Source organism: Leptospira fainei serovar Hurstbridge str. BUT 6, from assembly GCF_000306235.2.
GTDB lineage: Bacteria > Spirochaetota > Leptospiria > Leptospirales > Leptospiraceae > Leptospira_B > Leptospira_B fainei.
Genome location: NZ_AKWZ02000009.1, coordinates 101,781 through 124,802, shown reverse-complemented (window position 1 = coordinate 124,802; position 23,022 = coordinate 101,781). Strand labels below are relative to the sequence as shown.

The window sequence follows — 23,022 nt, the reverse complement described above, 5'->3', positions numbered from 1 at the left end:
CTGCCGATGGCTGAATGGATCGAACTTTTCGTACAGTACCCGGCAAGGAAGTTCTAAGTCAACGGAAATACCCTCCGCAAACTTACGTTTCCATTTAAATAAACATTTATCTTTTTACGAAAGGATTTGCTCCTTTTTTTTTGTAAGAATTCGATACGATTTTTCTATTAAATTTGGCCCGGCTCTAAGTATGAAGAGGAGGGAGCAAATGAAATAAGCAAACTGCAATTTGATTATTCCGATTTCTGCAAATTTCCTTGGAGAAACAATTATACGAGAGTCTAAAACATTAAAAGAACTGATTTTACGAATTCTCCGTACAATCTCCGAATCCTCCATTAGGTTCCAATCTTCTCGGAACCCGCCGCATTTTGAAAAAATCGCAGTTGTCACGAATAGTCCCTGATCACCGAATCGTAATAGACTCAAGTTTGCGTCTTTGTAAACGGCGTTCAGCTTAAGCCACCAATTCGTCGAATCGTAACGAATGCGAAAGCATCCGGCTTGTTTGCCTTCTTGCACGCTTATTCGAACGGCGTGGAAATAATCTTCCGGCGGAAGACAATCGGCATGCAGGAAAAATAAAATCTTTCCTTTAGCGAACTTTGCGCCTAAGTTGCATTGAAACGAGCGACGCTGAATAGGTGAGTCGATTAACGTTACTTGGTATCGGGAAGCGATCTTTCTGGAATTGTCGGTGCTTTTGCCATCGACTACGATAATTTCTAAATTTTCGTCCGTTCGATTTAAAGCTTCGAGGCGTTCCAAAAGTCTGGAAAGAAAATTTTCTTCGTTATGGACGGGGATAATGATGGAAATCTTTGAATTTAAGAAGAAGTCCTTCTCCACGCTAAAATCCCCTTTGCTTCGCATTCTTGCAGATCGCTTAAAGTATCAATGTCGGTTAGAACGGGAAGTAAACCGACTTTCTTTCCGGCTTGTCGGACTTTCTCCAAGCTCGCAGGCAATACGGTATTTGTGCTCCATTGGATTCCTTGAAAAAGTTCCGGAAAATCTTCCTTCAATCCGATCAAATAGTAGCCTCCGTCTTTTGCCGGTCCGTAAATGACATCCTTCTCATCCAAGATTCGGAAAGCCTCCCTTAAATGAAATTCTTGGAGTTCTGCACAATCGCTCCCGATTAAAGCCGCCGACGAATATCCGTTATTAAACGAATATAAAAATGCGTTTCTCATTTTTTCGCCCAAATCATGACCCTGCTGTAATTTCATAATTAAATGGGGGCTCCCCCAATTATCGGATTCGCTCGAATCGGGAAGAAATGAATCGAACCAAAGAATTTTGGGGATATCGAGAAGGCGCACGCATTCTCTGGTTTTTTCCACTAATGCCAGGTAAACTTCTAGGGCAGCTTTTTCACCAATATCTACTGCGAGTCTTGTTTTTACCCGTCCGAGAATCGGATTCTTTAAGAATATATGTAAAATCGGATTTGGCATTCGAACTAGTAGACTGCAAATTGAAATGTTATGCTTTTTATACTGATTCTTACCGGAAATTGAGCAATTAATTTACGTTCAAATGAAACAAAAAGAAACCATCGGATTTTGTCATATACGATAAAATTGAATGCTATATTACTCTCCTCTCGAAGCGATCACGAATTTTGGACGAGGAACGGAAATCCATTCTCAGCCCTTGAAGTTATCCTTTAATAGTAGCATAGCCGACGAAAGACCGCGAAATTCCGGAGAATGAGTAAATTATGAAAAACAGATATAGATGCGCATTCCTGCATTTGATTTTTCCGTTGATTGAATATTTTGCGAGCGATTACAATTTCAAAGGAAAATTCGAAAGGTCCGGTGGATGCGAATCGTGAAACTTTCATCTAGCTATCGACGGGTTGATGTGGGAGCTCATGCACTGACTAAGAATAAAAATAGCTTGCCGCTAAAGCCAATTTGTGATAAGTCGACGCATCGATGCTGTTAGGCTCGGGCGTGTACCTCCGATCCGGCCCCCAGGGCCTGTTGAAAAAGGGATGCAATTTTAGGGAACTTGCTAGATTTACGGAATGGCAAAGTTCAAGAATACGGATCCGAATCAGCTTAGAATGTACGTTTTAGAGTTCAAGGAATTGTTCGGGGAAGAACATCCGATTCACGGTTTTAAGAAAGTCATTGATCGGTTAGATTTCGAAGATTTCGAAAAGAATTACCAGAATGATGAGACTGGCAGACCTGCAATTTCACCGAAGAAAGTTATTTCGGCTCTTTTTTATTCCATTTTAATCGGCAATATCTCGATGCGGGAACTCTGTAGGTTATCCAAACTCAGAGCTGAATTGATCTATCTTCTGGATGGAGAAGAGCTGGATCATAGTTTTATCTCAAAGTTCAGAAAGACTCACAGAACTGAAATCGAAGATCTATTTTCTCAAACGGTATTTCTCGGTTACGAAAGCGGTTATATAGATTTTGAAACCGTTTCCATAGATGGCACTAAGATAAAGGCGAATGCGAATCCCGATGATATAGGGGACCTGGAAAAATTCGAGCTTAGACTTGAACAAATCGAAAAGGTAAGTAAGGTCAAATTTCAAGAATGGGAAAAGTCTGCCGATATGGATCGTTCTCAAATTCGAGACAAAAGAAAAGAATTAGAACTAAAGGCGGAAAAGCTTCAGGATGCGGTAAAATTCCTAAAAAAGCACAAAGACCGTCGTAGAGTCCATCTCTATGAGAGAGATTGCGATCTACAGAAAAAAGGAAACGTATTCCTGGTAGGTTACAATGCTCAAGCGGCGGTCGATTGCAAATCCAACATGATCATTTCTCACAGTGTGGAAACGGAACAATCCGATACTAAGTTTGCGGAGAAAATGATTCGAAAAGTCGAATCTTGCTACGAATTCTTAAGATCGGAAAAACAAGATTTAAATAGAATTCAATATGTCTTAGATGCCGGTTATGCAAGCGAAAGTAATTTCCAGAGATTAAAAGACTTCGATCTTTATTGTCCCGATCAAAAAGTAACAAGGTTATTCCAAGCAGGGAAGATCCCAAAAGTTACCGATTTCTCCAAACGAAGGCCTCCGTTCATCAAATTTATCTATGAAAAGAAAGCCAACAACTTCGTCTGTCCATCGGGCAGAACACTTAAATTCCGATCCGAAAAGTATCTTCATGGACAATACAGTTATTCGGATTACAGATCGACGGGTTGCAACGGCTGTAAGTTGAAACATTTCTGCACAAAAGGTCGATCTAAATCCATTTTGGTGAATTCTAATAACTTGAGAAGAAACTACATTCATTTAAGTCCAAGTAAAAACTACCATCCGAGCGAGCTGAATAATTTCTACACGATGGAAATGCGCAAAAAGTTACAAAACCCGAAATCGAGAAAAATTTATGCCAAACGGTTTTCTTCGATTGAAGGCGTCTTTGGTGCAATGAAAGGATCTCGTGCAGGAAATAGATTCATGACAAAAGGATTGGAAAAAGTTTCTCTTGAATGGTCCGAAAGATGCTCCGCTCACAACATAGGAAAAATTTGCGGATTTCGGTATATTTAAACGATCTGCTACGGCAGTCCTTTCTCTTTTTGCCATTCGCTTTAAAGAGGAAGAAGAATTTTCAGACAAACCAGGCCTCTTTTTCAACAGGCTCCCCACCCAGGAAGGGTGGGGGCACAATTGCTCAAATCGACCTTGCCATTGGACTTGAAATCCCCGGTCTAAGCGGTCCGACTTTGGATTTCCTTAGCCGGATCGATTTCCTTCCAGCTGGAAAATGAATGTCTGTGGAGTAAAAACCAAGCTACGGATAAGAATGCCAAGCCGCCGATAATCGCAAGATTTGCGTTGCTAAAACCGAATAGAATTGCTGTAGCGATTAGAATTGCAAGCCTTGCGGGTTCCATATAAAGCGCCCATCTTTTTAAATCCAAGATTCCTCCGATCGAAATCAGGGAAAGAAAACTGAGTATAAAAATCGTATATTGCACGTTAACCGGGATTACGGAAATTTTTACAAGCATCGCAAAGGTTCCGGTTACGGTTGCCGCGAACCAAACCAATGCGTAAACGGTTAATCCGGTCGGTAACGAAACATCATATTTTTTGAAAGTTTTCTCATTCACTTCGGGAATCGGGTATTGGCCGCCAAGTTCCTCCGGTCTCCAACCGGGCATCGCGACGAAGACTTTAATTTTGTCGATCCAACGAGAGGATTTCCAAGCAAGTTCGAACATCTCCCACCAGTAATGAACGTTCGCCCAAAACGGATTGAAGCTTCGTAGGGGTTTTACGGTCCCGTATACGGGAGTCTCTTCTTCTTTTTGGAAAGTGCCAAACCATTTGTCGAAAACGATTAGGGTTCCACCGTGATTCTTATCGATGTATTTCGGATTGATTCCATGATGTACCCTATGATGGGAAGGAGTGTTGAAAATCGCTTCGAACCAAGAAGGCAGCTTATCGATCGCTTTTGTATGAATCCAAAATTGGTAGATTAAGTTCAGTTGTCCGTTTAAAATCGTGACAATCGGAGGGAATCCTAATAATGCAAGAGGAACGTAGAAGACCCAGGAAAAAAGAGAATGAAAGCTGGCTTGTCGTAACGCGACTGTCAGGTTATATTCTTCACTTTGATGGTGAACGACGTGCCCTGCCCACAGAAAATTGACTTCGTGACTGAGGCGATGATTCCAATAATAGGCGAGATCGTACAAAACGAAGCATGCAACCCAAACAAGAAGAACGATAGACCATGACCAAGTATTGGCGGAAATGCCGAGAAGGTCGTTCGACGGCATCCAAGAAACTCTTTCGCTAGGCCATGCAGGTAGGTCTATGATTCTCCAATTTTCATACATCCAGATGTAAGCCAGAAAGATGATCGTCTTAAAAATGATTCCGAATATCTGACTCGAGACTCCTGCACTCAGATCGTTAATCGAATCGTTTAAGCGATAGAGCCCTCTTTTCTTGTACCAGGAAAAGAATAGTTCTAATCCGATTAATAGGAAAAAGAAGGGAATGGCGATGGTGATAAGATTTATTTTTTCCATACGTTGTTCTCTATAGATCATCTCTTCTTAAGCTCGCATGGTCAATCCAAAACTAGTAACTCAAGCAGGCTCCTTCTTTTCGCATAACAATTGGCTGAAAAAATTCAAGACGTAACGGATGCCGGTTGACTAAAATAAGAATCGTTTCGAACATTCCCTCTTTATGGCTTCAAAAGAATGGTTATTGTACGGGGCAAATGGATATACGGGCGAGTTAATTGCCCGTCGGGCGGTTTCTCGAGGAATGAAACCGGTTCTCGCCGGTAGAAGTCCCGCAAAAATCGAAGCCCTCGCGAAGGAACTTAGGCTAGAATATAGAGTCTTCGGCTTAGACAACTTGGAGACGATAAAAAAGAACGTTCGTTCATTTTCGCTCATCCTTCACTGCGCAGGACCTTTCGTTTCAACATCTGTCCCGATGGCTCAGGCGTGCATTTCTCAAAAAGTTCATTACTTAGATATTACCGGTGAAATTCCGGTGTACGAATCTTTGTTCACTTTGAATCAATCGGCAGTGGAAGCGGGAATTTTGCTCCTGCCCGGAGTGGGTTTCGACATAGTGCCGACGGATTGCGTTGCAGCTTCCTTGAAAAAAAAATTGCCGTCCGCGACGGAATTGGAACTCGCTTTCGTCGGCTTAAGCGAAGTTTCACCCGGCACGATGAAAAGCGCCCTTGCTCAGCTTCCTTTCGGCTCTAAGATTCGTAAGAATGGGGAGATCGTAGGAGTTCCTCATTTAAGTTCGAGTAAAACGATATCGATCAAAGATAGGACGTATCGGATATACGGAATTCCCTGGGGTGACGTATTTACCGCATACATTTCAACCGGCATTCCGAATATTCAGGTGTTCACCGATATTCCAGAGCAACAAGTTAAGGCGATGAAATATTTAAGACCTTTTCTATCGTTATTGAAGTTATCTCCGGTTCTGAAAGCGATGCAAGCCTTAGTGGGAAAGACGATTAAGGGACCTGGAGAAGAAACTAGGACTAACGTGAAGACTCGTGTGTGGGGAGAAGTTAGAGCTCAATCCGGAAAGTCGATTTCTTTACTATTGGAATGCAAAGAAGGATACGAGTTCACGATTGAATCTTCGATCCTTGCCGTACAAAAAGTATTGAACGGAAAGGGTGGAAAAGGATTTCGCACTCCTAGCTTAGCCTTCGGTTCCGATTTTGTATTGGAAGTGCCGGGCTCTAAATGGGAATTCATCGAGCGAAAAGATTAATTCGATTCGGCGGCATGACGTTTTGACTTTCTACGAGAAATTCGATTAAAAAATTTCTTTACACTTTCATTATGCGCGCGATATTTCCTTTCGCATGATCGAGACTTTCTTAATTCGTCATTCTTACAAAATCGTGCTCGTTCTTTTTGTCGGATTGCACTCCTTTTGTTCCGGCGTAAATATACTTACAGTGACGAATGCCGAATCTTCGACCCATCCGATCGTTGGTGATTCCAATTTTATCCAAATTTTATCAAAGGGGAATTGGATTTTTTCCAAGCAATCGGCTATCGGCGGGAATCCTCAGCAAGGGGAAAGCATACTTTCGTCCTCGGCATGCAGTAGAAGCTTTCTCGGGTTAGTCGGCTGGGGGGATTCATCTATGGAAGAAATTTTGCGACGATCACGTATTAAGAAAATTGCATTCGTGGAATACACTCAGGAAGCATGGTTTTCCGGGCTTCTATTTCATTCCTTTTGCACTATTGTAAACGGAGAAGGAGATGAATTGGAGAAAGATTCCAAGATTCTTAAGGGGAACGATCCTCTCTGATCGGAATATAGAGAGGATTTCTGTGATTTTAAGAATGAAAGTTAATGTTCTATCGATTCTGTCTTTTTGCCTTCTCATAAATTGTACTGGATGGAATCTTTTGAGCGCGGGATCGCCGCGAATTGAGACGCATCCGATTCGTGGTGGAAGTAATCCGGCTCAATCGATTTCAAGAGGAGGCTTTCTTTTTTTTGAGACGAGCAGTTGGACGGGAGATCTTTCAAAGGCGGCACCGACCGATTTCGGCGAGTCCTGTGCTTATAGTATTTTTTCCGTTTACGCTTATGGGGATTCAAGTGTGGAAGCTTCCATCAGAAATGGAAATATTCAGGATGTAGGGTTTGTTGAATTCGATCAAATTGCAGTTTTGGGGGGGACGGTGTATCAATCTTTTTGCACGGTAGTTTGGGGGAAAAGGAGTGAGTCGATACGGCCCGCTCGTTCCGACGGAGAAAAACAATGAGTCAGTCTCGAAGAACTTACGTCATAATCCGGATCTATCTTTTACTATTAGGTTTCCTTCTTACGACTTTGAGCTGCGCTTCGGGACCCGTTTCCGGTATACTCTATTCGAAAACTTCTTTTCCCGGAACGATCAATCCTGACTCGTCGGTTCGTAGAGAGTTGAGAGCTGAAGGTTGCGTACATAATTTTTTGACTCTTTTTTCAGTCGGCAATGCAGGAGCGGGCGAAATCGCTTTCAAAAATGGAATTAGCCGAGTTTCACTGATCGATCATTCTAGCTTACAAATCCTAACCCTACTTTATCGAAATTACTGTACGATCGTAATCGGAGAGAAAGGATGAGGAGTTCGATTTTTTACTTATCCTTCGTTTTGTCGTTCGCGGTCGCTTCCTGCACTTCGACTCCCGAACCTGGCTGGATCTATACGAATAATAAATATCATTTGTCCGCAGATCCTGCCGGACATACAGTCACGTCCGCTAGGATTTTGAAAAAAGGGGAATCTTGCACTTTTGGATCCGTTCTTTTTTACTTCGGCTATTACGGGCAGCAGGTTTCTTTGAAGGAAACTCTTATTCGGAGTAAGATCTCGAAAGTTGCCCTGATCGATCGGAGCACTGAAAGTTATTTGATGGGGCTGGTTTATTTCGATTGTATCGAGGTCTGGGGGGAATGATTCAAAACCGAAATCCGTTTCTCCAGTTCCATCGTTGGAGAATTTTAAAATTCCTTAATATTTTTCTTCTTCTCTCTTTTTCCGACTGTATCTCTCTGCGGGTGTACGTTCCTCGCACCTATCCGGGCGTTCTGGATAGCGTCGAGCAATGGAGAAAATACAAAGATCTCGGGACTCACGGAGAATCTTCGTTGACCGCAGCGCCTAGTATTATCGTCGAATTTCCGGAAGAATCAAAAACCCAGTTTGCCAAACGCAATCCTACTTGGTTATTTTTTGCTCCCAATTACCTAAAGAACGAGTACGGTCCGTTGACTTCTCTCATGAGAAAGGAATTTTCGGAGCATCCGGACGAATATAGGGGAAATTATCGAATCGTTATAAAGCGGTTCGATTTGTCCACTAAGGACAATTGGATCGTTCATCCGTTTACGAATCTCGTCAGCGTAAATTTCGAGGCGGATGTTTTTTCAGCCGGAAAAAATGACCTGATTTGGCAATTTCGTTTTCAAGATAGCATCGAATCCGCCACCACGGACGCTATGTTTGTTATCTCTACGATCTCTCTTGTCGGCTGGATTATTTATATGCCGTATCTGGGTTACAGGGGAAATCGAGAAGACCAATTGAATCAACTAGGTCGAATTGCTCTATTAGAATTTTTTGAAGGATGGAAACGGCATCCTGTGTTGGGTTCTTCCATTAACCCTGCCGGAAGGAGGGAGTAAGGTGAACGGAACTAAGTATTTTTCCCTTCTCCTTCTCGGTGCAGTTTTACAGCTGGGGTGTCTGTATTCGGCGGAAAAAAGATACACGATCGGACAACCGTACGATCCGAACGAAGAGTATTATTTTTCGGAAGATAATCCTCAATTCGAAGAGGGAGTTCCGAATGGCTTCCTTGACGGGTTAGGAAATATCTTGGGGGTTTTGAGTAAAATCGTGATCGGAGACAAGCGAATGAGTAATCATCGAATCTCCGAGGAGACTAAGAATTTCTTAAAAGAATATATCAAAGATAATAATCTAAGCGATGTAAAGGTTCGCTTTAACCAATATTCTCCCGGCAGCGATTTTATGAGACTCTGGCGATCTAAAAACGTGAATCCGTTGTTAAAGTGGACTTTCGGTTTGTTTACCTGGGTCTTGGAGCTTGTTTTTCCCGAGCGAATTTTCGCTAATTGCGGCTTACCTTATGTATGCGGGGGAGATCACTACAATCCCTATACCAATACGATTCATATCTATTCCGACTTGCCTGCCGCCGCTGTGCATGAAGGAGGACACGCAAAAGATTTTTCGCTCCGCAAATATCGAAGTCTATATACTTTCTCATACATGATTCCGATTTTAGGAACCTTCTATCCTGAAGCTCGCGCATCGGACGACGCAATTCGATATTTTAGATATCGATGCGATCTCGCGACTCAAATGCATGCCTTCCACGTTTTATATCCTGCTTACGGGTCTTATATAGGCGGCCAATTCATCGGATTGGTTGGAGTAATTCCAGGATACATTGTCGGATCCAGGAGCGCCACGGAAGTCTTACGCCGAGAGCCTCCTCGAGAATGCCAGATTGCGAAGGAACTGGAATCCAAGAAAAAATAAATTTCCGATCGATATGCTTTGTTCGAATCCCCTAGTTTTGATTGCGGTCTGCAATTTTTAGATAGGATTTGCTACAGATTTTTCCCAGAATTCCAGATTTTCCCGATCGCAAAACCCAATTAGAAATCCAAAAATTTAAAAAAAATAGTCTAGGGGACTTGCATTTTGCTCCTCAATGAATTATATTGCTTAATTATGGAGCAATATAAAATAAATAGATTAAAAAATAAGCGACCAATCTAAATTCTGCTTGTTAAATAGAAGGCATGCCCGTACTTTCCGGTAAGAGATGGAGGAATTTCTATGCTCCTGACAAACTATCAAACAGATTCATTTTACGATGAGATGTTCTCGCCAGAAGGCGGGATCCGGCAGAGTTACCATACCTTGAAATCCAGAATCGAAGGGATGGACGACAAGGAGTTGTTCAAGCGCAAAAGCTCGGCGGAAAAAGCTCTGCTCTCTTTAGGAATTACCTTCAACGTTTACGGTGATGAGGAAGAAGAAGAGAGGATCATGCCTTTCGATATCATTCCAAGGATCGTAACGGCTCACGAGTGGAAAAAATTAGAGGATGGATTAAAGCAGCGAATCCGTGCGCTCAATCTTTTTGTCCAGGATATATACGGTGATGAAAAAATCATCAAAGACGGAATTATTCCGGCGGAAATCATTTATAGCAGCACCGGCTACTTGAAGGAATGTAAAGGAGTCGTTCCTCCCAAAGGTACTTGGATTCATATCACCGGAACGGATCTGGTTCGCGACGGGGACGGGAGAATGCTTGTGCTCGAGGATAATCTCCGTTGTCCGTCGGGCGTATCCTATGTATTAGAAAATCGTGAAGTAATGAAGAAGACGTTTCCGGAATTGTTCGCAAGTCTTTCCGTCCGTCCGATTTACGATTATCCGATCAGGCTTCGAGGAATGCTCGAGCATATTTCGGGAAAACCGAATCCTAATATCGCGGTTTTGACTCCCGGAATCTATAACTCGGCCTATTATGAGCATAGCTTTTTAGCGTCTAGGATGGGAGTTCCTTTAGTCGAAGGAACCGATCTGGTAGTTAAGGACGACAAACTTTACATGAGAACCACTCATGGATTGAAACAAGTGGATGTTCTTTATCGAAGGATAGACGATATTTTCATGGACCCGAAGGTGTTCCGTAAGGATTCCTTGCTCGGAGTGCCCGGGATTTTCGAAGCTTTTAGAAAAGGAAATGTTGCTCTTGCAAACGCTCCAGGCACCGGAGTTGCCGATGACAAGGTAATCTATTCTTTCGTACCGGAAATCATTAAATATTATCTGGGTGAGGAAGCTATCATTCCGAATGTTCCTACTTATCTTTGTTCCAGAGAAAAAGATTTGAAATACGTTCGGGAGAATATCTCAAATTTAGTCGTAAAAGCCGCGAACGGGGCCGGCGGATACGGAATGATCATCGGCCCCGTCGCAAGTGAAAAGGAACGGGAAGAGTTCATCAGAAAAGTGGAAGCGGATCCGCGTAATTACATCGCGCAACCTGTGCTGAATCTTTCCCGTGTTCCCACTTTGGTAGAGAATAAATTGGAAGGTCGTCATGTCGACTTACGACCGTTTATTCTTTATGGAGAAGATATTTATGTGATGCCCGGAGGGCTTACAAGAGTCGCTTTGCGTAAAGGATCGTTGGTCGTAAATTCTTCGCAAGGCGGGGGATCCAAAGATACATGGGTCATGGGTCATGGATGAGTAAATAGGCACCGGGGTATATTCCCGGCAAGCGGAACCGTAGTAAAAAACGAACTAGAGAGGTTTCCTATGCTGAGCCGAGTCGCCGAATCCGTGTATTGGATGAATCGATACATGGAGAGAGCGGAGAATTATTCCCGCTTTCTTGATGTAAATTTCCAGCTTTCTTTGGATTTAAACGAAGATGCGAATCGTCAATGGATGCCGTTGGTCTACACGACGGGAGATAACGAACTTTTTACTAAGAAGTATTCCCTTCCCACAAAGGAAAATGTGATTCATTTTATGAGTCTGGACGTCGAAAATCCGAACTCCATTATGAATTGCTTAATTAGGGCCAGGGAAAACGCACGAACGATTCGTGAGAATATTTCCACACCTATGTGGGAAGTGATTAACGAGTTTTATCTTACGTTTCGTACGAGAAAGAAATTCGAGGAATCGGATATGCCCGGAATCGCCGAATTTTTTAAATCAATTCGAAATCAATGCTTGTTGTTTTATGGATGCCAAGAAGCCACCATTTCACACGATGAAGTTTGGCATTTCGCTTTGTTGGGAAGATTATTGGAAAGGGCCGATAAGACGACTCGGATTCTGGATATGAAATATTTCATTCTGCTTCCGTCTCATGAAGAAACAGGGTCGACCTTGGATTTGATTCAATGGCTATCCCTTCTGAAATCAGCAAGTGCTCACGAGATGTTTAATCGAATATATACAAGGATCACGCCTAAGAATATCGCTCAATTCTTGATCTTGGATAAGCTCTTCCCGAGAGCGATTCGATTTTGTTTGTCTAAAACCTTCGATAGCTTAAAGATTCTAAGCGGTACCGACAAGGATTCGTATGCGAACGAAACGGAACGTCGGGTCGGACTATTATTATCCGAAATGAACTACGCTTCCATCGACGAGATTTTTGGGACGGGCATGCATGAATATTTGGATCAGTTGCAAGTCAGATTGAACGGTATTGCGTCGGAGTTGGACGAAACATACTTCAGGAATTAATATTTACGAATGTCGTTATTGGTATCTCTAACACACGAAACATCTTACGAATATGACAAAGCGGTTTCTCTTTCCCCGCATGTGATTCGCTTGCGTCCGGCTCCCCATTCTCGGACTAAGATTATCTCCTATTCGCTTCAAGTGGAACCGGCCAAGCAATTTTTAAATTGGCAACAGGATCCGTTCGGAAATTACCAAGCGAGACTCGTTTTTCCCGAAAAAACGAATCGGCTTAGGATTCTCGTGGATCTAATCGTCGAAATCCAAGTCTTTAATCCGTTCGATTTTTTTCTGGAACCGGATGCGGAAGAGGCGCCTTTTATTTATTCCGATTCTTTACGGAGGGAGCTCATGCCGTATTTGAGCGCTTCCGACGGAAGTTATGCGTTGGCGAATTACATTTCGCAACTTAGGAAAGACGGAATATTACAAAAAGCTCGTACCGTCGATTACTTGGTTCGATTGAATCATCGAGTCTATGAAGACATCTCCTATGTTATTCGTATGGAACCTGGCGTGCAGACGTGCACTGAAACTTTAGAAAAGAAATCCGGATCCTGCAGGGACTCCGCTTTCCTGTTGGTTCAAATTTTACGACATATAGGCCTGGCTGCACGTTTCGTTTCCGGGTATCTCATTCAATTAAAGCCGGACGAAGTTCCGATAGACGGACCGGCCGGTCCAACCGAAGACTTTACCGATTTGCATGCCTGGGCCGAAGTCTATTTACCCGGCGCAGGTTGGGTGGGTCTCGATCCAACGTCCGGTCTACTCACCGGCGAAGGCCATATTCCTTTGGCTGCCGTTCCCGAACCTTCCAGCGCCTCGCCGGTATTCGGATATTCCGATCCCGCAAACGCTAAATTCCATTTTCACATGGCCGTAAAACGAATAAAAGAATCCCCGCGTGTCACGAAACCGTACACTGAAGAAAGGTGGGAAAAGATTCTCAAATTAGGGAAAAAAATCGATGATAAATTAAGAAAAAATGATATTCGATTGTCGATCGGAGGAGAGCCGACGTTCGTTTCCGACACTGACCGCCAGAATCCGCAATGGAATACAGATGCGCTCGGAACCGAGAAACTTTCTTTGGCGGAAGAGTTGCTAGCTAATCTTAGAAAACGATTCGCTCCCGGTTCGGTCGTTCAGGTTACTCAAGGTAAGTGGTATCCTGGGGAGCCTTTGCCTCGTTGGTCCTTGAATGCATTTTGGAGACGGGACGGGGATAAGCTTTGGCAGGAAGAAGCATATTTATCTTCCGCTAAGGAAAAAAAAGACGCGGATCGAGATGACGAGCTGACTAAAGCCGAAACAATCGGCGAGCAAATTTGCGTTTCGCTAGGACTTTCTAACAAACACATGATACCCTTATTCGAAGACGGCTTCTATTATCTATGGAAGGAAGGACAGTTGCCGAAATGGGAAAAGCCGGAATCTCCGAAGGACGACGATTTTTCCTTTGAATCGCTGGAAAGAAGGCGAGTACTTTCCGTGTTGGAAAAGGACTTTAAATTAAAGAAAGGATTCGCTATTCCATTACAATATAATTATATTTTAAAGCGTTGGGAAAGTTCTGAATGGACTTACCGTCGGGAACGTCTATATTTGGTACCAGGCGACAGTCCCGCCGGTTTACGCCTTCCGTTCGCTTCCATTGCGGATTCCTTTCGTCTTTCCGCAGTTCTTACCGATGTTGCGGAACCAAGCAAACTCCCTTCCTATAAGGAACTTTCAAAGAAAGTCAAAGAGCGATCACAAAAAGAGGGAAAATTTTATCCGAACGGAAAAGAACTTCCGATTCGAAGTACTTTAGTAATCGAACCCCGTCTCGGGGTTTTACATATATTTCTTCCGCCGATCGAGCGTTTAGATATCTGGTTGGATTTATTGACCTCCATCGAAGATGCCTGCCTTCGAACAAAGCTGCCGATCGTATTCGAAGGATACGAACCTCCGCATGATAATCGATTGTCCCTATTTAGAATTACACCCGATCCGGGCGTAATCGAAGTGAATCTACATCCTTCCTCCGATTTTGAAGAATTGGCGGAGAAGACTCGGATTCTTTACGAGGAAGCGAAAGCGATCAAACTCAGTGCGGAAAAATTTCAGATAGGCGGTCGTCATTCGGGAACCGGAGGCGGCAATCACATCACGGTAGGCGCAATGACTCCGGCTGACAGTCCCTTCCTGCGAAGACCGGATTTACTGAGAAGCTTGGTTAGTTACTGGCAGCATCATCCGTCCTTATCCTACTTATTTTCGGGGTTATTCGTAGGACCGACTTCTCAAGCTCCTCGGTTGGATGAAGGTAGGGACGAGGCTTTGTATGAATTCGAATTGGCGGCAAAGCAAGTCGATGAAAGAAAGAAAGACCTCCCTCCATGGCTAATCGATAGATTGTTTCGAAATTTGCTAGTCGACCTGACTGGAAATACTCATCGAGCGGAGATTTCGATCGATAAATTATATCCTCCTGCCGGACCTCGATTGGGATTGGTGGAGTTAAGAGCGTTTGAAATGCCGCCACATTACCGAATGAGCGTCGTCCAACAACTTCTCGTTTTATCCCTCTTAGGTCGTCTTTGGGAAAAACCTTATAAGAAGTCCCCGGTACATTGGGGAACGGAATTACACGATCGTTTTCTACTACCACATTATGTTTGGAACGATTTTAAGGACGTCTTAAGAGATTTAAAAGATCACGGATATCCTTTCGAGGATGATGATTTTCTTCCGTTCTTCGAGTTTCGATTTCCCGTATACGGAACTCTCAAGAAAGACGACATCTTTCTGGAATTACGACTTGCATTAGAACCTTGGAATGTTCTTGGAGAAGAATCTTCCTCGTTCGGGACCTCTCGATCCGTCGATTCCGCAGTGGAACGATTACAAGTAAGAGTCGAGGGTTGGACCAATGAGCGTTTTCAATTGGCCTGCAATGGGGTCGAAGTTCCATTGCGCCCTACGGGTAAGCCGGGGGAGGCAGTGGCCGGCATTCGCTTCAAAGCCTGGAATCTTCCGTTTACCCTCCATCCAAATTTACCCGTCCAAAATCCTCTCGTCTTCGACATTTGGGATTCATGGTCGAACCGGCCTGTCGCCGGATGTAGATATTACGTTTCTCATCCCGGTGGAAGGGCCTATGAGACTTTCCCGGTGAATTCCTTCGAGGCGGAAAGCCGGAGGATTTCACGGTTTTTCCCGGATGGGCATTCCGGCGGTTTGAAGGAATCACCTCGAAAAGTAGAAAAATCGCATCCGTACACTTTGGACCTAAGATGGGTGGATAAGAATATCTAATCGTCCCTTAAGCCGGTAATACATGATTTTCGTCAATTTTTGAGAATCTTTCTCAAAAACACTTGTCCTCAAAAGGCCCTAGTTAATCTTGATTCTCAGATCCAAGTTTAATAACGGCTGAGGCGAAACGATGTATCGTTCGGGTTTTCGTTCCTTTTGGGAACTTTCTGTCAAAAAATCCTATTTTCTACTTAGAATTTGTTCCGGTTACGGAATACTTCTTACCTCTCTTCTATCATTTTTCCTCGTAATTTCCTGCAATCCAAGAAACGAGTCGGCAAGCGATTCCTCACTGATCAACGGTTTCCTTTATAGGATGTTTAATTCCTACGATCCTAGGCTCTTTTTACAAAACATGGGTCGAAATATTATTCCTCCATTATATGCCGACCTAAACGTAAAGGCGCAAGATTTAATAACGAAAGCCACCGCGCTATCGACTTGCAACGCAGGGACTCTCTCCAATTTTCAAGCTTCCTGGCTAGCGAATATTTCTGCGGTTAAAAAAGTGGAACTATATCGCTTCGGGCCTTCCAACACCTACTATCCTCTATTCGACGCTTGGCCCGGAGAAGCTATGAAGACGGTGAGTCCTGAATCACCACCTAGCAACGGTGATATGGACGATTTGGATGCGTCTCCCGGTTTCTCGGGCACTGCGACGGCATATATCGGTACTTTAGACAAGGATGCAAAAGGTCTTCCGGCTATCGAATACGTCGTTTTTATAAAACCGGGAAGCTACGGCGCTACGCCACTTGCCTGCTCGGATATGAGCGCCAATCGCTATCAACTTTTATTGGCGTTAGTTAACGATTATGCGGCAAACGTTGCCGCTCTCGCTGCGGCTTGGGCTCCGAACGGGACCTCCCCTTATGGGGAACAGTTGGCGACCGCAGGGACTGGCTCGACCGCGTTTCCAAATTCCGGCGGAGCGTTGGATACGATCTTCGCCGCCGCCGTTCGCGAATTAACGACGATGAAAGATGGAAAGTTGGAAGTTCCTGCAGGTCTTTCGCAGGGAGGAAACGGCTCCGTTATCAATCTCAGTTTGTCCGAATCCCGTTTTTCCGGAAATAGCATACAGAACCTGCGCGATAATCTTTCTTCCTTCAAAACGTTCTACTTAGGAGGCGGAGGGACCGGCTTATCCGATTACGTCACTTTTTATAGTCCGACCTTGGATACTCAGGTGAAGGCTCAAATTACCCTCTTAGAATCCACACTTAATTCGTTTAATAATATTAGCGCAGGTAATATGGCCGCAATCAAACAAGCCGTCACTCAATTAAATACCTTATTGACGATTTTGAACACGCAGCTTGCGGCGATCGTCGGTAGCGGTGTCGTGTCAGGACATGGAGGGGATGGAGATTGATGGTGTACAAATCCTATTTGCGCACGTTCATTCTTTACTTATTTCTGCTTCTTCCGATTTCAACGATCCTTTCCCAACCGAACGGCGGAACTGAAGAAGAAAAACCTAAAAACGGAAATGAAACGAAAGAACAACCGTCCAAGGAAGAGGAAGATATCAACGAAAAACGGCGCAGGTTTTTAGAAAGCGGACAGATCAACGTGATCGGATCCAAGGACGAAGACCTAAAAAAGATCCCGGGATCGGCTAACGTCGTCGGAAAGAAAATTCTGAAAGAGACGAGTCCGATCGATTCGATGGAAGCCTTGAGAAGGGTCCCGGGCGCCACAATTCGCTACCAGGATGCTGTCGGTCTTACTCCAAACATTGCGTTTCGCGGTGTGAGCAATGAGGAATCCAGAAAAACGCTGATTTTGGAGGACGGTGTTTTCACTTCTTTGAGTCCTTATGGGCAACCGGAAAGTTATTTTATTCCTCATATCGATCGTATGGAAAGAGTCGAGGTAGTGAAGGGTTCCGGCTCCATTCTATTCGGCCCTACGACTTTGGGTGGTATCGTCAATTTTGTGACTCGAAAGCCTCCCGAAAAACCGACTCTAAATTTGAAATTGATCGGGGGAATAAACGGGTACGCTTCCAACTTGGTTCAATACGGCGGGACGGTCCAAAACACGAATACCGCTTATGACGTTTCGTATTTACATACCCAGGGAAACGGATTTAGAAATTATCAAGGTTTTAACGTTAACGATTTTAACGTTAAATTAATGCAAAAAATCGGGGATAAGGATACGGTTTTTCTAAAGTATCAAGTCTACCAACAAGATTCACAGGCCACCTATCTGGGACTAACTCAAGGATTGTACTGGAAAGACCCGAAAATCAACCCGGCTCGTTTCGATAGAAAGCATGTGGAACGCCAGGCTGCAGTCATCGGGCATGATCATGCCTTCAACGAAAATTGGAAATTGATTACCCGTTCGTATTGGACGAATGTCGGATTCGATTTTAAGCAGGAATCCTATTCTTATAATAGCCCGAACGAACTCGGTCTCCCGACTCCACCTACCGGAAACGTCTTTGCAGTGTATTCTCCCGCTCCCATCGGAAACCGTCCGGGAGACGTGATTTACATGTTAAATACCACTCCGAATCGGCACCAATTTTTTCGGACGGGTGGATTGGAAACGAAACTGGAAGGTAAGTTCGTTGCCTTCGGTTTAGAGCACGAAATCTCCGGCGGGGCACGGGCACATTATGAAACTGTAAATGCGGCTTATAACCAATTTCCGTATCCGACGATGAATCAAGGAATTACGACTCAACAGCAGACTCGGAATGCGAGAGCATACGCCACCTATGTTCAGGACTCAATTAAACTGACCGAGCGGTTGAAAATTATTCCGGGAGTCAGATACGAATATATTTCGCAGGGAGTATTCACTCATCGAAAATTCGCCACGGCTACCGATGTAACGTACGGATTGGCTACGACCGTAGGTCAGAATATCCTAGTAAATCAGGCTAACGAGAGTTATACGAAAGTGGTTTTACCCGGTTTCGGAATAACCTATGATTTGATGGAGAAGTTCATGTGGTTTGCAGGCGCTCATACGGCCTTTGCCCCTCCCTCATTTTCCACCATCCTGAATCCTTCGTTAGGGTTAGGGTATAAGCTTAACGCGGAAAGGTCCAATAATTACGAGACCGGTGTTAGAGGGAATATTACGAAATACTTCTATACTCAAATAAGCACGTATGCATTATTCTTTTCCAATCAGATCGTGAACACGAACGAGGCCGGTTCCTCGATAGGAGCGGTTCCGATCAACGCCGGTAAGTCGGTGAACCGAGGCGTGGAAAGTAATTTCGTATTCGATTTCGGGAAGTTCGCGGAGTCTCGCTGGGAGATACCTCTGGAAATCGCGTATTCTTATACTCGTGCGATTTCGACGACTTACGTTCCGGTCGGAACGATTCAGAATGCAGACGGTACGGTAAGCGTAACGAATCAACCGTTGTTCAGCGTTAACTCTGCCGGAAACGTTATCAAAGTAAATACGAGCGGGAATTATCTCCCGTATGTTCCGATGCACACGGTCATCACCGCCTTCGGCGTTAAAAGTCCTCGCGGGTTTTACGTAAGAGTAGAGTATCAACATTTCGATAAACAGTATTCCGATTTACAAAACACGAAAAACCAGAGTTCGGATGGTAGCCAGGGTGTGGTGCCGGCATACGGGATTTGGAACGCAGACTTCGGCTATGAGGTTCCCGGAGGAAGATGGTCGATATTTGTGAACGGTAAAAATTTGGAAGACCGAGTCTATATTTCCGGAAGACTTCCGGTCGGAATCCAGCAAGGACCGTATCGTCAGATCAATATCGGGGCGACGCTGAAATTGGATTAGGTTTTCGGCCTTTTCAGCGGGTGATTTCGATAGCTGGAGCTCCGGAATTCGTTGTTGCCGATAAAAATGGAAACTTAGATTTGCTCCTAAAGCACCTTTCCTTTGTGTAAAAACGGCTTCGGGTCGTTCGAAAGGATGGAAAAAATCTGGACCGAACCGGAAAATGACTTCCGGAAGATGAGCCAGCAAGCTTCCCAGAACAATAGTCTCCTATCCGGATATTTTCCTGTCTCCGGAATTTTTGACGAGGTATGCTCTCATCAAGGAATACCTCGCGATAAATACGATTTTCTTCTTCGTTCTTTCGATCATTTAGGGGCTTCCGAATTACGTCGGAGAAAAGAAGATAGTCTTAGGATTCTTCGCGAGAACGGAGTCACGTATAATGTTTACGGAGACGATCGTGAAAGAATCTGGTCTCTGGATTTATTCCCGCTTTTGATGGAAAGTAAAGAGTGGGATCAAATCGAAAGAGGTCTGATCCAACGCTCCGAATTGCTGGACGAAATTCTTAAAGACGTTTACGGTCCTAGAAAGCTTCTCTATGAACGAAAAATTCCCCCGCAAGTATTGTTTCATTCAGGCGGATTTTTGCGCGCTTGTTCGCCAATTTACGATAATTCAACGTTTCGATTGGCGTTCGTGGCGACGGATATCAGTCGCGATAAGAGCGGTAATTTTTTCGTAATCGGGGATCGAGTTCAAGCCCCGTCAGGATCCGGTTATGCTCTCGAAAACCGAATCGTTCTTTCCAGAGTTTTTCCGTCGATTTACCGCGATTCCCAAGTCCATCGAGTCGCGTTATATTTTAGATCTTTAAGAAAAACATTATATAATTTATCTCCGACAAAGGACCGTGATCCGCTGATCGTACTTTTGACGCCCGGTCCGGGGAATGAAACGTATTTCGAGCACGCGTATCTCGCCGGATATCTGGGGTTTACTTTAGCGCAAGCCGAAGATCTGACCGTCCGTGAAAATAAGGTTTTCTTAAAAACGGTGGAAGGTTTACAGCAGGTGGACGTTATTTTTCGTCGCGTCGACGATTGGTTTATGGATCCTCTTGAATTAAAGGGAGATTCTCTATTGGGGGTTCCGGGAATTCTAGGAGCGGTAAGAGCCGGGACGATCGTAGTTGCAAATCCGATCGGCTCGGGTTTCCTTGAAAATCGGGCTTTGCATGCCTATTTGCCCGCATTATGTAAATTTTATTTAGGGGAGGATTTAATTCTCCCTAACGTAACGACTCATTGGATGGGGGAAGAATCCTCCCGAGCGGAAGTATTCTCAAATTACGAAAAATACGTTTTAAAGCCTGCCGTTCGCTCCTCCTTCGAACCCTCCGTATTTTTATCCCAACTTTCCCAATCCGAGCGAGACGAGTGGAGAGCGAAAATTAACGCGAAGCCGGAGAAATACGTAGCTCAGGAAATTCTAAGCGGATCAACCTGTCCCGTTTTCTCCGGAAATTCGGAAGGCTTATCGGTAGGAAAATCGGTTCTAAGAACTTTTTCCTGTCTGTCCGAAAACGGATACACGAGTATGCCCGGCGGCTTAGTTCGGGTTGCGCCGAAACATGACGAACTTATCGTTACGAACCAAAGAGGGGCGGTGTCCAAAGATCTTTGGATTTTATCGTCGGAAGAAAAGAAGGATATCACGCTCCTCCCGGGTAATGTCGAACGAATCCCGCTTAAGAGAAAGGGGGCTGGAGTTCCAAGTCGCGTCGCGGACAATATGTTCTGGATGGGGCGTTATGCGGAACGTGCTGAAAATATGGCTAGGCTCGTTCGAGAAGGAGTGAATAAAATTCTCGAATCGGAAGAATCCTATGAAAGAGATCAGTCTTCCGTCCTTCTCGGAATTTTAAGCCAAGTCTCGAATTTTTCGGGAGGGTTCGGAGAGGCAATCGGATCCGGATCCTTGGAGGCTGTCCGTGATAAAGTTTATGAGATGGTTACCTCGCATTACTCATCGGGAAGCATTCGACATGATCTGAATTTCTTTGTCCGAACCACTAAATCGGTGCGGGATCGGATTTCCGACGATACCAGATATTTGATTTCTCAGATTGAAAGCGAATCTCCGAGCGATTCTTCTTACGGAGAAATCCTAGAATACTTGCAAAAATTGGTCACTCTTCTCTCTTCCCTGTCCGGATTATCGTCCGAAAATATGAGCCGCGAGACCGGGTACTATTTCCTGGATTTGGGAAAACGGTTGGAGCGATCCCAGTTTTTAGCGAGAGTACTACTTTCCGTAGTCAACCAAACGACTCTTTATAATAAAGGCGTTTTCGAAAGTCTATTAAACGTAAATGATATTCGAATTACATATCGTAGAAGATATAAATATAGAATCGAAGCCGAATCTGTAATCGATATTCTTATATTCGACGAAACGAATCCTCGTTCTCTGGCTTATCAATTGTCCAGGATTCGAGAAAACGCCTTGATGATTTCCGGAGTCAACGGAGATCTTCCGGAGGAAGTTCGACTTTTCAACGAACTTGTCGCTCGATTTAAGGAAGAGGATGCCAAACGGTTATTCGAATACGCTGACCCGGCGGGGGGCTTGCGCCGCTGGTTGGACGATATCTTTCTGCAATTGAAGGCAGTTGCGGATGCCTTAGCGAAAAAATATTTCCGCTACGTGGAAAATCAGGTTCGCCTGGGAGGACCGTATGGCTGAGTATTCCGTGCGTCATCTTACGCATTATACGTACGAAAAGTCGGTGGCGCATTGTTTAAATTTGGCTCACCTTTGTCCGGATTCGAATGATCGTCAGATTTGCCGGGAACTTAGGATCACTGTCGAGCCGAAACCTAAATTAACGGAATTTCGGAGAGATTATTTCGGAAATACGGTTTATTCTTTTTCCGTCGACGAGCCTCACACCGTTCTTTCCGTACTTGCCGAAGCCAAAGTTACTACGGATTCCGTCTTTACCCAATTTTCAAATTCTCCGACCGGTTACGAGGTTTTACAGGCCTTGAATCATTGTTCCACGAAGGAGGAAATGGAAGCTCTTGAATTTATCGGCGATTCCCTATTCGTAGTTCGGTCCGAATTATATTCGGAATTTTTAAATCGGTTTCTCCCGTTGAATAAGCCTTATTTGGAAGCCGTACTGGAATACGTAATGCGGTTTCGTGAAGAATTCAAATTCAAAGCGGGGAGTACGAATATATACACTCCTTTGGAAGAAGTGTTGGATAAGAAGGAAGGTGTTTGTCAGGACTTCACTCACTTATCCATCGCTGCGTTTCGTTCCATGGGATTTCCCTGCCGGTATGTATCCGGTTATATCGAAACGTATCCGCCGACCGGTAAACCTAAATTAAGGGGAAGCGATGCAACTCATGCTTGGATATCCGTTTACTGTCCGGGATTAGGTTGGTATGATTTCGATCCAACCAACGGTAAAAGCATAACGGAAGAGTATATTTACACTTCCGTGGGACGGGATTTTTCGGATGTTTCTCCGTTACGGGGAATCCTATTCGGAGGAGGAAAGCATAAGTTGAAAGTCGAAGTGGATGTGATTCAGTTGGGTGATTCTTCCGGAATCGCGACGGACATTTAATTCGATTTTTGGTCGAGGT

General features: G+C 44.2%; 18 protein-coding genes. 15 read left to right on the top strand and 3 right to left on the bottom strand.

Going from position 1 to position 23,022, the window contains the following annotated elements; all coding sequences use genetic code 11:
* Positions 1 to 114 precede the first annotated feature (114 nt).
* Together LEP1GSC058_RS08930 and LEP1GSC058_RS08925 are read right to left on the bottom strand one after the other, a co-directional pair.
* Entirely contained in the window at positions 115 to 849 is a 735-nt protein-coding gene (locus LEP1GSC058_RS08930; RefSeq protein WP_039948228.1) for a TIGR04283 family arsenosugar biosynthesis glycosyltransferase, read from the bottom strand.
* Positions 828 to 1,460, bottom strand: a complete 633-nt coding sequence (locus LEP1GSC058_RS08925) for a TIGR04282 family arsenosugar biosynthesis glycosyltransferase (protein WP_016549193.1) — start codon at positions 1,458 to 1,460, stop codon at positions 828 to 830. Before LEP1GSC058_RS08925 ends, LEP1GSC058_RS08930 begins: the two co-directional genes overlap by 22 nt.
* Before the next feature lie 578 nt (positions 1,461 to 2,038).
* Between LEP1GSC058_RS08925 and LEP1GSC058_RS08920 the strand changes: the two genes are divergently transcribed.
* Positions 2,039 to 3,541: a transposase gene (locus tag LEP1GSC058_RS08920; RefSeq protein ID WP_016547494.1), complete on the top strand. Its 1,503-nt coding sequence runs from the start codon at positions 2,039 to 2,041 to the stop codon at positions 3,539 to 3,541.
* 161 nt (positions 3,542 to 3,702) lie between these two features.
* On the opposite strand, the gene LEP1GSC058_RS08915 is transcribed toward LEP1GSC058_RS08920, so the two are convergent.
* Positions 3,703 to 5,037 (bottom strand): sterol desaturase family protein, encoded by a 1,335-nt coding sequence (locus LEP1GSC058_RS08915; RefSeq protein WP_016549269.1) that lies wholly within the window; start codon positions 5,035 to 5,037, stop codon positions 3,703 to 3,705.
* A 163-nt stretch (positions 5,038 to 5,200) separates the two neighbouring features.
* Between LEP1GSC058_RS08915 and LEP1GSC058_RS08910 the strand changes: the two genes are divergently transcribed.
* The 14 genes from LEP1GSC058_RS08910 to LEP1GSC058_RS08845 all read left to right on the top strand — a co-directional run bounded on the left by LEP1GSC058_RS08910 (position 5,201) and on the right by LEP1GSC058_RS08845 (position 23,003).
* Complete coding sequence (locus tag LEP1GSC058_RS08910; protein WP_016549213.1) at positions 5,201 to 6,268, top strand: saccharopine dehydrogenase family protein; 1,068 nt, start codon at positions 5,201 to 5,203, stop codon at positions 6,266 to 6,268.
* 94 nt (positions 6,269 to 6,362) lie between these two features.
* A complete protein-coding gene (gene lsa14, locus LEP1GSC058_RS08905) occupies positions 6,363 to 6,821 on the top strand; it encodes an adhesin Lsa14 (protein ID WP_016549295.1) in 459 nt (152 codons plus the stop codon).
* Positions 6,772 to 7,284 carry an adhesin Lsa14 gene (lsa14, locus tag LEP1GSC058_RS08900; RefSeq protein ID WP_232224655.1) on the top strand — a complete coding sequence of 171 codons (513 nt, stop codon included), beginning with the start codon at positions 6,772 to 6,774 and terminating at the stop codon, positions 7,282 to 7,284. Before lsa14 (LEP1GSC058_RS08905) ends, lsa14 (LEP1GSC058_RS08900) begins: the two co-directional genes overlap by 50 nt.
* On the top strand, positions 7,281 to 7,628 hold the full coding sequence (locus LEP1GSC058_RS08895) for a TRL-like family protein (protein ID WP_016549312.1): 348 nt from the start codon (positions 7,281 to 7,283) through the stop codon (positions 7,626 to 7,628). The genes lsa14 (LEP1GSC058_RS08900) and LEP1GSC058_RS08895 overlap by 4 nt, the downstream gene beginning before the upstream one ends.
* Positions 7,625 to 7,963, top strand: coding sequence for a TRL domain-containing protein (locus LEP1GSC058_RS08890; RefSeq protein ID WP_016549222.1), 339 nt, complete (start codon positions 7,625 to 7,627; stop codon positions 7,961 to 7,963). The genes LEP1GSC058_RS08895 and LEP1GSC058_RS08890 overlap by 4 nt, the downstream gene beginning before the upstream one ends.
* Complete coding sequence (locus LEP1GSC058_RS08885) at positions 7,960 to 8,691, top strand: hypothetical protein (protein WP_016549292.1); 732 nt, start codon at positions 7,960 to 7,962, stop codon at positions 8,689 to 8,691. The genes LEP1GSC058_RS08890 and LEP1GSC058_RS08885 overlap by 4 nt, the downstream gene beginning before the upstream one ends.
* A 1-nt stretch (position 8,692) precedes the next feature.
* Positions 8,693 to 9,574 (top strand): hypothetical protein, encoded by an 882-nt coding sequence (locus LEP1GSC058_RS08880; RefSeq protein ID WP_016549239.1) that lies wholly within the window; start codon positions 8,693 to 8,695, stop codon positions 9,572 to 9,574.
* A 303-nt stretch (positions 9,575 to 9,877) separates the two neighbouring features.
* Complete coding sequence (locus LEP1GSC058_RS08875) at positions 9,878 to 11,308, top strand: circularly permuted type 2 ATP-grasp protein (RefSeq protein ID WP_016549203.1); 1,431 nt, start codon at positions 9,878 to 9,880, stop codon at positions 11,306 to 11,308.
* A 69-nt stretch (positions 11,309 to 11,377) separates the two neighbouring features.
* Positions 11,378 to 12,322, top strand: coding sequence for an alpha-E domain-containing protein (locus tag LEP1GSC058_RS08870; protein WP_016549249.1), 945 nt, complete (start codon positions 11,378 to 11,380; stop codon positions 12,320 to 12,322).
* A 9-nt stretch (positions 12,323 to 12,331) separates the two neighbouring features.
* Complete coding sequence (locus LEP1GSC058_RS08865; RefSeq protein ID WP_016549310.1) at positions 12,332 to 15,628, top strand: transglutaminase family protein; 3,297 nt, start codon at positions 12,332 to 12,334, stop codon at positions 15,626 to 15,628.
* A gap of 130 nt (positions 15,629 to 15,758) precedes the next feature.
* The gene (locus tag LEP1GSC058_RS08860; protein WP_016549225.1) at positions 15,759 to 17,006 is read left to right on the top strand and encodes an imelysin family protein; all 1,248 of its coding nucleotides are present in this window, start codon (positions 15,759 to 15,761) and stop codon (positions 17,004 to 17,006) included.
* Positions 17,006 to 19,417 (top strand): TonB-dependent receptor family protein, encoded by a 2,412-nt coding sequence (locus tag LEP1GSC058_RS08855; RefSeq protein WP_016549317.1) that lies wholly within the window; start codon positions 17,006 to 17,008, stop codon positions 19,415 to 19,417. Before LEP1GSC058_RS08860 ends, LEP1GSC058_RS08855 begins: the two co-directional genes overlap by 1 nt.
* Before the next feature lie 177 nt (positions 19,418 to 19,594).
* Positions 19,595 to 22,108: a circularly permuted type 2 ATP-grasp protein gene (locus tag LEP1GSC058_RS08850; protein ID WP_039948247.1), complete on the top strand. Its 2,514-nt coding sequence runs from the start codon at positions 19,595 to 19,597 to the stop codon at positions 22,106 to 22,108.
* The gene (locus LEP1GSC058_RS08845; RefSeq protein ID WP_016549206.1) at positions 22,101 to 23,003 is read left to right on the top strand and encodes a transglutaminase family protein; all 903 of its coding nucleotides are present in this window, start codon (positions 22,101 to 22,103) and stop codon (positions 23,001 to 23,003) included. Before LEP1GSC058_RS08850 ends, LEP1GSC058_RS08845 begins: the two co-directional genes overlap by 8 nt.
* Positions 23,004 to 23,022 lie beyond the last annotated feature (19 nt).